The sequence below is a fragment of the Sphingomonas sp. CARO-RG-8B-R24-01 genome (assembly GCF_022662295.1).
Taxonomy (GTDB): Bacteria; Pseudomonadota; Alphaproteobacteria; order Sphingomonadales; family Sphingomonadaceae; genus Sphingomonas.
Genome location: NZ_JAKNQI010000001.1, coordinates 314,118 through 327,249, shown reverse-complemented (window position 1 = coordinate 327,249; position 13,132 = coordinate 314,118). Strand labels below are relative to the sequence as shown.

Below are 13,132 nucleotides of genomic sequence, written 5' to 3'. Positions count from 1 at the left end.
GCTCGCGCGCTTGAGGTCCGCGACACGCGACCCTACGTTGATGCCAACACAAGGAGATAGACCATGCCGACCAAGAAGATCACCGACGCCAGCTGGGATGCCGATGTCACCAATGCACAGGGCGCGGTGCTCGTCGACTTCTGGGCGGAATGGTGCGGCCCGTGCAAGATGATCGGGCCGAGCCTCGAGGAGATTTCCGAGGAACTGGGTGAGCAGGTGACGATCGCCAAGCTCAATATCGATGAGAATCCGGATGCGCCGGGCAAGTTCGGCGTTCGCGGGATCCCGACGATGATCCTGTTCAAGGACGGCCAGCCCGCGGCGACCAAGGTCGGCGCCGAACCGAAGAGCCGGCTTAAGGCGTGGCTCGAGGGCGAGCTGGCCTGAGGCACGTTGCCCCCCGGATCGCAGCGATCCGGGGGGCAATTCGACGGATCGATCAGGCGGCGTGCGCTCGTCGATCGAGAACCCGGAGGTAGGTGTCCAGCACGGTCTGGTTGATCCGGTCCCATTGATAGCTTGCCGCCTCGGCATGCCCTGCCGCCCCGGCCGACCGACGGAACGCGTCATCCTCGCAGAACCGCTGGAGCGCGTCGGCATAGCCCTCGATGTCGGTCGGCGGCACGATCAGCCCGGTGATGCCGTCCTCGATCAGCCCGACCGCCCCGGAGGCGCGTGCCGCAACCACGGGTACACCGGCCGCCAATGCTTCCAGCGTCACGTTGCCGAAGGTTTCGGTGACGCTCGGGTTGAAGAAAACGTCCATCGACGCGACCGCACGACCGAGGTCGTCGCCGGTGATATAGCCGGCAAACACGGCGTCGGGAATCTCCTGCGCGAACCAGTCGCGTGCCGGGCCCTCGCCGATGACGAACGTGCGATGCTTGACGCCGCGCTTGTCGAGCGCGTGCATCGCCTGCGCGAACACGTCGAGCCCCTTTTCCTTGACGAGCCGGCCGAGGAAACCGACCGCGATCTCGTCATCGGCAATGCCAAGGCTGCGCCGCCAGGCGAGATCGCGGCGGGATGGGTTGAAGCGGGTGTGGTCGACCCCGCGGGACCAGCGCGTCACCGGGGTCGGCACGCCCCATTGGTGCAGGATCTCGCCCATCATCTGGCTCGGCGCGAGGACTTCGTCGACGCGGCTGTAGAATTTCGCCTGGATCCGGATCATCAGCGGGACCAGGAATCCGAGCCCGTAATAGCTCATGTAGGTCTCGAACCGGGTATGGTAGGACGAGACGCAGGCGATGTTATGCTTTTCTGCATATTCCAGCGCCTTGTGCCCGAGCCGGTCCGGCGCCGACAGGTGAATGACGTTGGGCGCGAACGCGTCGAGATCGCGCCGGACGCGGTTTCCCATGCCGCGGGTCAGCTTGTATTCGCCGCGTAGCGGGATCTTGATCGACGGCGCGCTGACCAGGTCGCCGGTGGGCGGGAAGGCCGGCGTGCGGCTGGTCGGGGCATAGACGCGCACCTTCGCCCCGCGGCTCAGCAGATGGCCCACCAGAAGGTTGAGCGTCTGGTTCGCGCCATCGCGGGTATAGTTATAGTTGCCACTGAAAAGGGCCACACGGAGATCGGAAGCTTCCATCGGCTGGCGCCATAGCGAAGCGCGCACGCGATGACTATCTCCCTCGACATCATCGTACCGAGAGGGGCCTCCGCCATGACCGATCTTTCTGCCTTTCCGATCACCCGGCGCTGGCCGGCGCAGCATCCCGATCGTCTGCAACTCTACTCGTTGCCCACCCCCAATGGCGTCAAGGTGTCGATCATGTTGGAAGAGACCGGGCTGGCGTATGAGCCGCACCTGATCGACTTTGCGAACGGCGACCAGAAAACTCCCGCGTTCGAATCGCTTAACCCGAATGGCAAGATTCCGGCGATCCTCGATCCCGACGGTCCGGGCGGGGAGCCGCTCGGCTTGTTCGAATCCGGTGCGATCCTGTTGTATCTCGCCGAGAAGACGGGACAGTTCCTGCCCACCGATCCCGTGAAACGGCTGGAGGCGATCCAGTGGGTGATGTTCCAGATGGGCGGTGTCGGTCCGATGTTCGGCCAGCTCGGCTTCTTTGTGAAATTCGCTGGCAAGGACTTCGACGACAAGCGCCCGCGCGACCGGTATGTCGAGGAAGCCAGGCGATTGCTCGGCGTGATGGATACCGCCCTGGCGGGCAAGGACTGGTTCCTGGGCGACAGCTACACGATCGCGGATATCGCGATGTTGGGATGGGTGCGGGCGCTGGTGGATTTTTACGGTGCGGGCGAGCTGGTCGGGTTCGCCGATTATCCCAACGTGAATGCCTGGCTTGAACGCGGATTGGCGCGCCCGGCAGTTCAACGCGGACTGGCGATCCCCGCGCGCGCGTGACCGGGGACCATCGGAGCCGGATCCGGATCCGGATCCGGTGAATCAAGGATCGCGGCGATCTCATCTGCAAGGGTACGGATCGTCGCGACCAGCTCCGGCATGTCGACGCGGCGCGCCGCCGGGTCGAGCGCGCACAGCGTACCGAAGAACGCCCCGTCCGACAGCGTGATCGGCACTGCCAGATAGCTCTCGAATCCGTAAAGGATCGGGGTGGGATGGCTGCGCCAATAGCCATCGGCCGACGCGCAATCGAAGACGATGGCTTGGCCGGTAAGGCGAATATCGTTGCAGATCGTGGTCTTGAGGTCGAGTTCCTCGCCGGCGTCCAAACCGAACTCGATCTGGTCGAGGACGTGGCAGGCAATCCAGCGATCGTCGGTCACACGCGCGACCGCGGCGAAGCCCATCCCGGTAAGGTCGCACACGTGGCGCAGGATCGCGGCAATGCGCGGATTTCCTGCCAACGCGACGCATTTCTCGGCCAGTGTATGCATCGTGTTTCCCCGCCCTGATCCATACCGTGTTTTGCGGGCGCCACAAGGCAGGGGGCAAGCTGGCGTCGCCGCGATCAGGCGGCGGCGTGAAGCGCCGCAAATGCGGTGAATTCGGCGCGCAGGATGACATCGTCGATCGGCTCGACCAGCCGCCCTACGATGGCTGGCAGGTTGCCGGGACGGCCCCCATCGTCGATCCCGCCGAGGTTGACCGCGCGATACCCCATCGACCATGCACCGAACGTCCGAGCCTCGATCGTCTTTCGCGACAAGCGTACCACGGCGAAATGGCGGTCGTCGCGCGAAATCCGGTCATAGACGCTGGCGACCGCATCGTCCGGCCCTTCGAGGACCTGCAGAAAGCGCCGACCTCCCACGATCAGCAAGCCGGTGACACCGACGGCGGCATTGTTGCGCCGCGAAATCCGCAGGATGCCATCCAGGGATGCGTCATCGAGCTTTTCGCGGGCAGTGCTGATGTAGAGGATACGCTGCATGAGGGAACTCCGGTGTGAACGCTCCCAAAATCCGATTTAACGACGAATCTTTCGTTAATTTCGAAGCAATTATCACATAGATTTAGGTTGCTTGCCCCTTTCTCGACCGAGCTCCCTGCGCAAACCCTGTTCCCTTAACGTTCCTGATCACGTACATTGCCCTCATGGCAAAACCTCAGAAGCGCTACGTCTGCCAATCCTGTGGGTCGGTGTCGCACCGTTGGGCCGGGCAGTGCGGCGACTGTTCCGAATGGAATACGATGGTCGAGGACGCGGGCGCGAATGTCACGCCGTTCCAGGCCAAGCATAATCTGATGGGTGGCGGGCGATCGATCCAGCTCGTCGGGCTCGATGCGGAAATTACGCTGCCCGATCGTCTGGCGTCGGGCATTGCCGAGCTGGACCGGGCACTTGGCGGCGGGTTCGTCGAAGGCTCGGCGACGTTGATCGGTGGCGACCCCGGCATCGGGAAGTCCACGCTGTTGTTGCAGGCGGCGGCGAAGATGGCGTTGGCGGGGCTGCCGGTGGCCTATGTCTCCGGCGAGGAAGCGGCGGACCAGGTGCGCCTGCGCGCGCGACGGCTCGGTCTCGGGTCGGCTCCGGTCATGCTCGCCGCGGCGACATCGGTCCGCGATATCCTGACGACCCTGTCGCAAGCGACCCCGCCCGCGCTGCTGGTGATCGATTCGATCCAGACGATGCACTCCGACCTGATCGAGGGTGCCCCCGGAACGGTAAGCCAGGTACGCGCGTCGGCGCAGGAACTGATCCGCTTTGCCAAGGAGCGCGGCACCGCGGTGGTGCTCGTCGGTCATGTCACGAAGGACGGCAGTATCGCCGGTCCGCGCGTGCTGGAGCATATGGTCGATACGGTGCTGAGCTTCGAGGGCGAGCGGAGCCATCAATATCGCATCCTACGGGCGATCAAGAACCGCTTCGGCGGGACCGACGAGATCGGTGTTTTCGCGATGGTCGCCGAAGGGCTGACGGAAATCGGCAATCCGTCGGCGCTGTTCCTGACCCAGCGCGAGGAAGGCGTGACCGGGACGACCGTGTTCCCGGCGCTGGAGGGCACGCGTCCGGTATTGGTCGAGATACAGGCGCTGGTCGTCCGTCTCGCGAGCGGCGCGACGCCGCGGCGTGCTGTGGTCGGGTGGGACAGTGGGCGGCTGGCGATGGTGCTGGCGGTGCTCGAGGCGCGATGCGGGCTGAGTTTTTCAGCCTGCGAAGTCTATCTCAACATCGCGGGCGGGTATCGCGTCCAGGATCCGGCAGCGGATCTCGCGGTTGCCGCCGCCCTGGTTTCCGCATTGAGCGAACGACCCGTGCCCGCCGACGCGGTGGCGTTCGGTGAAATCGCATTGTCGGGTGAGATCCGCCCGGTCGCGCATTCGCCCCTGCGGTTGAAGGAAGCGGGGAAGCTCGGCTTCGAACGCGCTTTGCTGCCGTCGGCGGTGAACGACGACAAGAGCGGACTTACGCTGACCGGCTTTCGCACGCTCGGTGGGTTCGTCGAGCATATGCTGGGGAAATAGCGTGGGATGCGGCGCGTCGTGCGCATGGTCTGGGCGAGGGGGCGGGTAATCGGTCGCGATGCCGCGCGCATCGCGCTCGACTTTGGCGGCCCGCTCCGGATATGGCCTCGAGGATGAACCTCACCGCACTCGACATCGTAGTCCTTATCGTGGTCGGCGGCGCGGCGGTGCTGGGCATCGTGCGCGGCTTCGTGACGGAAGTGCTGTCGCTGTTCGCCTGGGTTGCGATCATTTTTGCGATCAAGTTGTTTCACGTTCCGTTGACGCATGCGCTGACCGGCATGATTGGAACGACCGCGGGTGCGGCGGTGCTTGCCTTTGCGATCCTGGCGGGCGGGACGTATTTCGGAGGGCGCATGGTGGCCAATGCGATTGGTGCCCGGACGCGCGACTCGGTCGTCGGACCGATCGATCGCGCGCTCGGCTTCGGTTTCGGTGCGCTGAAGGGCCTGATACTGGCGAGCCTCGGGTTTCTGCTGGTCGTGCTGGTGACCGACACGATGGGCGGTGGTCCAGCGCACCGGCCGGTCTGGCTGAAATCCGCGCGCGTCTATCCGCTACTCAACATCACGAGCGCGGGTATCGCGGATTTCGTCGATCGCCGTCGCAAGGGCCTTCCCCTGTTCGAACCGACGCTGGGACGCACGACCCCCGCCCAGCCGACGAATGATGCCAAACAGGGTGACTGAGCCGGCTGCGCTACCTACATACGGTGCATGAACGCGCCGCTCTACAACACCGAAATCCTTCGCCTTGCCGCGACGATCCCTTATCATGCCCGGCTGACCGATCCGATGGGGACCGCCGAAAAGCGGTCACCGATCTGCGGCAGCCGCGTCACGGTCGATGTGACGGTGGACGACGCCGGGCGGGTCGCAGAGCTTGGTATGCTGGTTCGGGCGTGCGCGCTTGGTCAGGCATCGGCATCGCTGATGGGCGCAACCGTCGTGGGCAGGTCGGCGGATGAGTTGGCGGCCGCGCGTGATGCGGTGGCGGCGTGGCTTGCGGGCGAGGGCCCGCTGCCCGACTGGCCCGGGTTCGAGATCCTGACGCCGGCGCTGCCGCACAGCGCGCGACATGCGTCGATCCGGCTGGCGTTCGAGGCCGCCGCCGAGGCGAGCCGGTCCGCCGTGGAAAAGACGCCCTCGTGACCCAATCGCTGCTGTTCGACGGTGTCGTCCTTGGCGGCTTTGCGCTTGTTTTCGTTCTTATCTTCCGCCGGCTCGGGCTCGGCGCAACGCTTGGATATCTGGTGGCCGGGGCCGTGGTCGGTCCGCAGGTGCTGCATCTCGTTGGCAATGCGGAATCCAAGATCGGGGTCGCCGAACTCGGGATCACGCTGCTGCTGTTCATCGTCGGGCTGGAACTCAATCCGTCCCGGCTATGGGCGCTCAAGAAGGAAATCTTCGGTCTGGGCCTGCTGCAGGTCGTGGCTTGCGGCCTGGCGGTGACCGGCGTGGTCTGGGTGGCAACGCATTTCTCGGGGGCGGCGGCGCTGGTCCTCGGGCTGCCGCTTGCCCTGTCGTCGACCGCGCAGGTCCTGCCCATGCTGCAGTCCGCCGGCCGCATGCGAACGCCGTTCGGCGAGCGCGCGTTTTCGATCCTCCTGTTCCAGGACCTGTCGATCGTGCCGCTCATCACGATCGTCGCGGTCTTGTCGCGGAACCCCGCCGATGCCAACGGTCCACCGGGCTGGCTGCTGTTTCTCTATACCGTCGGCGCGGTGGCGGGGCTGGTGCTCGCCGGCCGTTTCCTGCTGCGGCCGTTCTTCCGGATCATCGGCAACCTGGGCGAGCGCGAGATGTTCGTCTTTGCCGCCCTGTTCACGGTGGTCGCGGCGGCTGCGATCATGGAAGCGCTCGGCTTGTCGACCGCGCTCGGCGCATTCGTGGCCGGCGTGATGCTCGCGGACAGCCCGTATCGGCATGAGCTGGAGGCGGATGTCGAGCCGTTCCGCTCGATCCTGCTCGGACTGTTCTTCCTGGCGGTCGGCATGATGCTCGATCTGCACGCGATCGCGGAGCGGCCGTTCTTCGTCATCGGCATGGCCATGGCACTGATCGCGACCAAGGCGTTGATCATCTTCACGATCGGCCTGATCTTCCGGATGACGTGGCGCAGCGCGCTCGCGCTCGGCCTGCTGCTCAGCCAGGGCGGCGAGTTCGGCTTCGTGCTGTTCGCCCAGGCGCAGAAGGCGCTCCTGATCGCGCCCGAGGCGGCCAGCCTGTTCGGCGCGATCGTTACCTTGTCGATGGCGACGACGCCGTTCCTCATGTCGATCACTCGGCGCATTCGCGAGGAGCCGATTCAGACCGGCGACCGCGACGGCCCACAGTCTGACGGAGCGAACGCGCTGATCGTCGGCTATGGGCGGTTCGGCCAGACCGTGGCGCAGATGCTGATTGCGCAAGGCATTCCGGTCACGCTGATCGACAACGATATCGAGATGATCGACATCGCCGGGGAATTCGGGGCGAAGGTCTATTATGGCGACGGTACGCGGATGGATCTGCTGCGGCAGGCCGGCGCGGGCGAGGCTGAGCTGATCATGTTCTGCATCGATGGCGACCAGCTTTCGGCAGATCTGGTCGAGGGCGTGCATCAGGCGTTTCCCAACGCCGCGATTTTCGTGCGAGCCTATGATCGTCGCGCGGTCATCAAGCTGAAGGGCGCCCCCGTCGACGGGGTCGTCCGCGAAGTGCTCGAGTCCGCGGTCAGGATGGCGCGCCTCGCGCTGCTCAAGGTGGGGGTCGATCCGTCCGAGATCGATCGAACCGAGGACCTGTACCGCCACAAGGACAAGGAACGGCTCAAGGCCCAAGTCGAAGCGGGCGATATCCGGGCGGCGCGCGACCGGATCATCACGCAGGTCTCGCGCGAAGGGCTCAGTGAGGAACTCGGCGGATGAAGATGCTGGCGGTCCTGGCCGCGTTATGTGGAGCGATCGCGGTCGGCGCGGGCGCGCTCGGCGCGCACGGCGCATCGGGTGATGCCGCCAAGTGGCTGACCACAGGGGCGCATTACCAGCTGATCCATGTGGTCGCCGCCCTGGTGGCGGTGCGCATGGAGGCGCGTGGTCCCGCCTGGCTGTTTGTCGCCGGGGGCGCGATCTTCGCCGGCACGCTGTATCTGATGGCGTTGGGCCTGCCGCGCTGGCTGGGTGCGATTACCCCGATCGGCGGGGCGCTGCTGATTGCAGGCTGGTTATGGCTCGCCTGGAGCGCGCGCGGGGCGGCGTAAGGCAAGGGGGCCAGCCTACAGTCACCTGCCTCCGCGCAACCTCGTCAGAACCGAAAGCGTCGGCGTGCCCCGGCGTCAGTAGGCGCTCCGCTCCTCGCCGTGGAAGCCTGTTCGGACTGTCCGAAACCGCCAGTCGACCGCGGTCACTTCGATTTCTTGGTCATCCGGCACCGGTCGGAGCAATAGATCACCGAATCCCAGTCGCGTTCCCATTTCTTGCGCCAGGCAAACGGGCGCTCGCACACCGGGCAGATCTTGCTCGGCAGATCGCGTTTGGCGACGCCGCGGGGCATCAGGCGGCCAGGAAGGCGCGAACGTCCGCGAGATCGACCGACGTATCGAGGAACGTCCGGCCGATCCCATGGGCGAGCAGGAACGGCAGGGTTCCGGCGTCCATTTTCTTGTCGTGCAGCATGTGATCGACCAGCACGTCCGCACTGGCCGAGATGCCGGCGGCGGCAACGCCATCGGGCAGGCCGATCGCGCGCAGGTGCCGCGAAACGCGCTCGGCATCCGCTGCCGGCGACAGGCCGTGCGCCGCGGAATAGGCGAACGCGAGCGCCATTCCCGCCGCCACGGCTTCACCGTGCAGCAGCCGGTCCGAGAAGCCCGCTTCTGCTTCCAGCGCATGGCCGAAGGTATGGCCGAGATTGAGCAGCGCACGGGCGCCGGTCGTCTCGCGTTCGTCTTCCGCCACGATTCGCGCTTTTGCGGCCACCGAATGCGCGATCGCATAGGCGCGGGCGGCAGGGGCTCCCTCTAGCAGCTCTGAAGCGTTCGCCTCGCACCAGTCGAAGAACGCGGGATCATCGATCAGGCCGTATTTCACGACTTCGGCATACCCAGCCCGCACTTGCCGTAGCGGAAGCGTGTCGAGCACGTCCGGATCGATCAGCACCAGCGCCGGTTGATGGAACGCCCCGATCAGGTTCTTGCCCGCCCGACTGTTGATTGCGGTCTTGCCACCGACCGAGGAATCGACCTGCGCTAGCAAGGTGGTCGGGATCTGCACGAAACCGCAGCCGCGCTTCAGGATCGCGCAGGCGAACCCGACAAGATCGCCGATCACGCCGCCACCAAGCGCGATGACGTGATCGCCGCGCTCGACCCCGAGGCCGAGCAGCCGATCGGTCAAGGCCTCGAGCTGCGCCCAGCATTTGGTCGCCTCCCCGGGCGGCAGCACGATCGCTTCGCTGGCAATGCCCGCTTCGTCCAGCGCAGCCTGCAGCGTGGCCAGATGAGACAGGACGTTCGAATCGGTGACGATCACCATGCGGCGACCGCGCGCGAGCGGCTTCAACCGGTCGGCCGCGCGCGCGAGCAGACCTTCTTCGATCACGACGTCATAGCTTCTCGCGCCAAGCGATACCGGGATGGTCGTCATATCTGTCCGAGCGCTTTCAGGATGGTGTTGACGGTTGCGTCGTGGGGTGCGCGGTGACTGGACACGCGCAGCGGCGCCATGGCGTAGAAAGGATTACGCACCCGCGCCAGTTCCTCCAGCACCGCGAGCGGATCGCGCCCGCGCAGCAACGGCCGGGTGTCACGCCGCGAGACGCGGTCGGCGAGCACGGCGGGCTTCGCGTCGAGCCATATCGCGAAACCATGCGCCAGGATCGATTCGCGGGTCCGCTCGTCGACGAAGGCGCCGCCGCCGGTCGCGATCACACGCCGCTCCCCATCCATCAGTCGCGCGATTACGCGGCGTTCGCCATCACGGAAATACGGTTCGCCGAATCTTTCGAAAATATCGGGTATCGACATGCCTGCCGCGTTTTCGATCTCGGTATCGGCATCGACGAATGGCAGGCCGAGCCGGCCCGCCAGCCTGCGGCCAACCGTCGATTTGCCAGCGCCCATCAGCCCAACGAGCACGATCGGCTCCCCATTCCAACGAGATGGGTCGGGCAGGGCGGTATCCTGAGAAGGCGGCGGGCTTTGCAACATCGAAACGAGGGCTATACAGCGCACCTGCGCATCGGGCAAAAGCTCGCTTGCGCCGCTCTTGTCTTTCCGGTCCGTTACAGGTCTTGCCCATGCCCCGCTTGCTCATCGTGCTTCTCGTCGTCGTGGCCGTCCTGGTCGGCGGCCTGTTCGCGCTGTCGGGGATGGCGCACGAAAAGCCGATGAAGCACGTCGAAAAGGCAGTGCCGCTTGCGAACCTTCAGAAGTAGCCGCGCGCTACCGGCAATCTTTGCATCGGCTGCGCTTGCGGCGACGCTGACGATTCCCGCGCTCGGGCAGAACCGGCCCGAATCGATCCTGCCCCCCGGATTCGGCGATCCGAACCCCGCTCCGTCGGCGGCCCCGGTCCGTCCGCGCGCGCGTCCGACGCCTGCCGCCGTGGCGCCGCCGCGCAGCCCTGCACCCGACAGGTCGACCCCGGCCGACCGTGCGCCGGTCGCGAACGCCCCCGCCGCGGCGCCGAGCACCGCAGCGCCGGTCGCCCTGGTTCCGCCTGTCCTGCCGGGCGACGAGCCGACGCCTGATGCGACGCCGACACCATCGGCCACGCCGCCATCGCCGACCGACTTTGCCGCCTTCGTCCGCGCGGACATGCCGAGCTATGCGCGGCGCTCGCTGGCCTCCGTCGGGGTCGCCGGCCCGTCCGAGGGGGCAATGGCACCCGATGCCTTCGGCCGCGCGGATGGGCGCTTCCTTGAGACGCTGATGCGGCGCTTGCACCCGCCGGTTGCGTCGCGCTGGTTGTCGATCGCGTTGCGGCGGGCGCTGATGGCGCGGGTCGATACACCACGCGGCGTCAATGGAGCCGACTTCGCGGCGGAGCGGGCTTGGCTGCTGGTGCGGATGGGCGAGTCGGTTGCGGCACGCGCGATGACCCAAGCGGTCGATACCGAAGATTACACGCCGAAGATGTTCGAAGTCGCGATGCAGGCGGCGCTCGCCATGGGCGATCCCGCGGCTCTGTGTCCGGCGGCGGAAGATGGCGCCAGGCTGGGGCGGGAGCGTGCCTGGGTCATGGCGCAAGCGATTTGCGCCGGCCTGTCGGGGACGCCGGCACGCGCGCAGCCGATGCTGGCGGCTGCCCGGAAGTCGGGCGTTGCCGGCGGCGTCGACCTGCTGCTTGCCGAGAAAGTCATCGGCGGCGGTGGACGCGGCCGCCAGGCGGTGACGATCGAATGGGACAACGTCCCGGAACTCACGGCCTGGCGCTACGGCCTGGCGATGGCGACCGGCGTCGAGATCCCGGGCACGCTGATCGACGCCAGCGCACCGGCGGTGCAGGGCTGGCGGTCGTTGTCGCCCAGTCTTGCTCCGGGTGCCCGCGCGGCCTCGGCCGACTTCGCGGCCGCGCGCGGCATCCTGTCGAGTGCAGCGCTGGTCGATCTATATGCAGCGATCGATGCAGGGGATGACCAAATCCCCGCCGCGGCGACCGTGGCGCGCGATTTGCGCACTGCCTACGAAGGTGCCGATGCAGCAGCCCGTGCGGAGGCACTAGCCAAGCTGTGGGATGAGCCCAAGGGCTATGAGACGCGCTATGCACGCCTGGTGCTGACGGCGGGCGCGGCCACGCGGATTCCGACCACCTTGGCAAAGGCGGATACCGATCGACTGATCGCGGCAATGCTGAGCGCTGGGTTCGATACGCCTGCGCTCCGCTGGCGCGACAAGGTGCTGCGCGGCAGCGATGGATGGGCGATGCTGACGCTGGTCGATCCATCGGCTCCGACGGTCGGCTATGGCGAGATCAGCGGCTACGCCGGTGCAAACGATTCGGCTGGCTTGAAACAGCGGATGTATTTCGCAGCGCTGGCTGGCTTGGGAAGGTTGACGACCGCCGATATCGAACAGGGCGCGAAGACGCTGAACGTCCCGGTCGGTCAGGCGAACAGCTGGACCCGCGCGATCGGCAAGGCGGCGCTGGACAACGAACCCGGCACCGTCGTGCTGCTGGCGGCAACGGGAATGCAGTCGCGGTCGTGGCGGGGCGTTCCCCCCGAGGCGCTGTATCACATTTGCGCCGCGCTGCGCGCCGTCGGCCTGGTGGGAGAAGCCCGCATGATCGCCGTAGAGGCGATGTCGCGGCTTTGACCATGATCCCGGGCGATACCGGCGAGGATCGCGCGCTGATCGAACGGTTTCTCGAAATGATGACGGCGGACGCGGGGGCCGCGAAGAACACCGTTGCCGCGTATCGGAGCGACCTGTTGCTCGCCTCGGGCGTGCTCGGGGGGCGGCTGGTGCAGGCATCCCCCGATGATCTGGCGCGCGTCGCGACGGTCTGGCTTGATCTGTCGAAGGCGAGTGTCGCCCGAAAATCGGCGGCGCTGCGACGTTTTTTCGCGTTCCTTGCGGAAGAGGGGCATCGGACGGACGATCCAGGGAACGCCCTGCCGCGCCCCGGTGCGTCCCGCGGGTTGCCCAAGGTGCTCGACCATGCCGACGTCGATCGGCTGTTCGCGGCGATCGCACAGCGGATCGCGCGCGATCCGCCCGATCCCAAGGATCTCCGTCTCGCGGCGCTGGTCGAATTATTATATGGCTCGGGCCTGCGCGCGACCGAGCTGGTCTCGTTGCCGCGCCGCGCGATCGCGTCCGATCGCCCGTATCTGATCCTGCGCGGCAAGGGCGGCAAGGAGCGACTGGTCCCGCTGTCGGATCGTGCGCGCGCTGCGGTTGTGCTCTGGCGGCAGCAGGTGGCGGTGGAGAGCGCTTGGCTGTTTCCGTCCGGCAAGACGCATTTGAGCCGAATTCGGCTATATCAGCTGTTGAAGGGCCTGGCCGCGGAGGCCGGTATCCCGCCCGACCGGGTCAGCCCGCACGTCCTGCGCCACGCTTTCGCGACACATCTGCTCGCTGGCGGCGCCGATCTGCGCGCGTTGCAGGCGATGCTGGGGCACGCCGATATCGCGACGACCGAAATCTACACCCACGTCGACGCGAGCCATCTCGTTGCGCTGGTCAACGCCCGTCATCCGCTTGCCGACACCACACGCCGCGTTGACGCGAAGACGCCTGAAGCCTAAC

General features: G+C 66.4%; 16 protein-coding genes. 10 read left to right on the top strand and 6 right to left on the bottom strand.

Annotated features, from left to right (window positions below; all coding sequences use genetic code 11):
• Positions 1 to 63 precede the first annotated feature (63 nt).
• Positions 64 to 387, top strand: a complete 324-nt coding sequence (gene trxA, locus L8G49_RS01450) for a thioredoxin TrxA (RefSeq protein ID WP_242137200.1) — start codon at positions 64 to 66, stop codon at positions 385 to 387.
• A gap of 52 nt (positions 388 to 439) precedes the next feature.
• Here trxA and L8G49_RS01445 read toward each other — a convergent pair whose 3' ends face one another.
• Complete coding sequence (locus L8G49_RS01445) at positions 440 to 1,594, bottom strand: glycosyltransferase family 1 protein (protein WP_242182009.1); 1,155 nt, start codon at positions 1,592 to 1,594, stop codon at positions 440 to 442.
• Between the two features lie 75 nt (positions 1,595 to 1,669).
• Here L8G49_RS01445 and L8G49_RS01440 point away from each other — a divergent pair, with 75 nt between their 5' ends.
• Entirely contained in the window at positions 1,670 to 2,374 is a 705-nt protein-coding gene (locus L8G49_RS01440; protein ID WP_242182007.1) for a glutathione binding-like protein, read from the top strand.
• On the opposite strand, the gene L8G49_RS01435 is transcribed toward L8G49_RS01440, so the two are convergent.
• Both L8G49_RS01435 and L8G49_RS01430 read right to left on the bottom strand, forming a co-directional pair.
• Complete coding sequence (locus L8G49_RS01435) at positions 2,341 to 2,868, bottom strand: GAF domain-containing protein (RefSeq protein WP_242182005.1); 528 nt, start codon at positions 2,866 to 2,868, stop codon at positions 2,341 to 2,343. The two genes, L8G49_RS01440 and L8G49_RS01435, sit on opposite strands and share 34 nt — an antisense overlap.
• A 74-nt stretch (positions 2,869 to 2,942) precedes the next feature.
• Complete coding sequence (locus L8G49_RS01430; protein WP_242137196.1) at positions 2,943 to 3,365, bottom strand: BLUF domain-containing protein; 423 nt, start codon at positions 3,363 to 3,365, stop codon at positions 2,943 to 2,945.
• 164 nt (positions 3,366 to 3,529) lie between these two features.
• On the opposite strand from L8G49_RS01430, the gene radA reads away from it, so the two are divergent.
• The 5 genes from radA (at position 3,530) to L8G49_RS01405 (ending at position 8,140) form a co-directional block, all read left to right on the top strand.
• A complete protein-coding gene (gene radA, locus L8G49_RS01425; RefSeq protein WP_242182003.1) occupies positions 3,530 to 4,900 on the top strand; it encodes a DNA repair protein RadA in 1,371 nt (456 codons plus the stop codon).
• Positions 4,901 to 5,013: 113 nt separating this feature from the next.
• A complete protein-coding gene (locus L8G49_RS01420; RefSeq protein WP_242182002.1) occupies positions 5,014 to 5,589 on the top strand; it encodes a CvpA family protein in 576 nt (191 codons plus the stop codon).
• A 27-nt stretch (positions 5,590 to 5,616) separates the two neighbouring features.
• Positions 5,617 to 6,051 (top strand): iron-sulfur cluster assembly scaffold protein, encoded by a 435-nt coding sequence (locus L8G49_RS01415; protein WP_242182000.1) that lies wholly within the window; start codon positions 5,617 to 5,619, stop codon positions 6,049 to 6,051.
• Entirely contained in the window at positions 6,048 to 7,808 is a 1,761-nt protein-coding gene (locus L8G49_RS01410) for a cation:proton antiporter (protein WP_242181998.1), read from the top strand. Before L8G49_RS01415 ends, L8G49_RS01410 begins: the two co-directional genes overlap by 4 nt.
• Positions 7,805 to 8,140 carry a DUF423 domain-containing protein gene (locus L8G49_RS01405; RefSeq protein ID WP_242181996.1) on the top strand — a complete coding sequence of 112 codons (336 nt, stop codon included), beginning with the start codon at positions 7,805 to 7,807 and terminating at the stop codon, positions 8,138 to 8,140. Before L8G49_RS01410 ends, L8G49_RS01405 begins: the two co-directional genes overlap by 4 nt.
• Before the next feature lie 143 nt (positions 8,141 to 8,283).
• Here L8G49_RS01405 and L8G49_RS01400 read toward each other — a convergent pair whose 3' ends face one another.
• From L8G49_RS01400 to L8G49_RS01390, 3 genes are read right to left on the bottom strand one after another with little or no spacing between them, the layout of a single operon-like run.
• Positions 8,284 to 8,433, bottom strand: coding sequence for a DUF2256 domain-containing protein (locus L8G49_RS01400; protein WP_242137190.1), 150 nt, complete (start codon positions 8,431 to 8,433; stop codon positions 8,284 to 8,286).
• The gene (gene aroB, locus L8G49_RS01395) at positions 8,433 to 9,524 is read right to left on the bottom strand and encodes a 3-dehydroquinate synthase (protein ID WP_242181995.1); all 1,092 of its coding nucleotides are present in this window, start codon (positions 9,522 to 9,524) and stop codon (positions 8,433 to 8,435) included. Before aroB ends, L8G49_RS01400 begins: the two co-directional genes overlap by 1 nt.
• Positions 9,521 to 10,087 (bottom strand): shikimate kinase, encoded by a 567-nt coding sequence (locus L8G49_RS01390; protein ID WP_277923004.1) that lies wholly within the window; start codon positions 10,085 to 10,087, stop codon positions 9,521 to 9,523. Before L8G49_RS01390 ends, aroB begins: the two co-directional genes overlap by 4 nt.
• 89 nt (positions 10,088 to 10,176) lie before the next feature.
• On the opposite strand from L8G49_RS01390, the gene L8G49_RS01385 reads away from it, so the two are divergent.
• The 3 genes from L8G49_RS01385 to L8G49_RS01375 are packed head-to-tail and all read left to right on the top strand — an operon-like array spanning position 10,177 to position 13,131.
• On the top strand, positions 10,177 to 10,314 hold the full coding sequence (locus tag L8G49_RS01385; protein ID WP_242137188.1) for a hypothetical protein: 138 nt from the start codon (positions 10,177 to 10,179) through the stop codon (positions 10,312 to 10,314).
• Positions 10,295 to 12,196 carry a hypothetical protein gene (locus L8G49_RS01380; RefSeq protein WP_242181993.1) on the top strand — a complete coding sequence of 634 codons (1,902 nt, stop codon included), beginning with the start codon at positions 10,295 to 10,297 and terminating at the stop codon, positions 12,194 to 12,196. Before L8G49_RS01385 ends, L8G49_RS01380 begins: the two co-directional genes overlap by 20 nt.
• A gap of 2 nt (positions 12,197 to 12,198) precedes the next feature.
• Entirely contained in the window at positions 12,199 to 13,131 is a 933-nt protein-coding gene (locus L8G49_RS01375) for a tyrosine-type recombinase/integrase (protein ID WP_242182804.1), read from the top strand.
• Position 13,132: the final 1 nt, after the last annotated feature.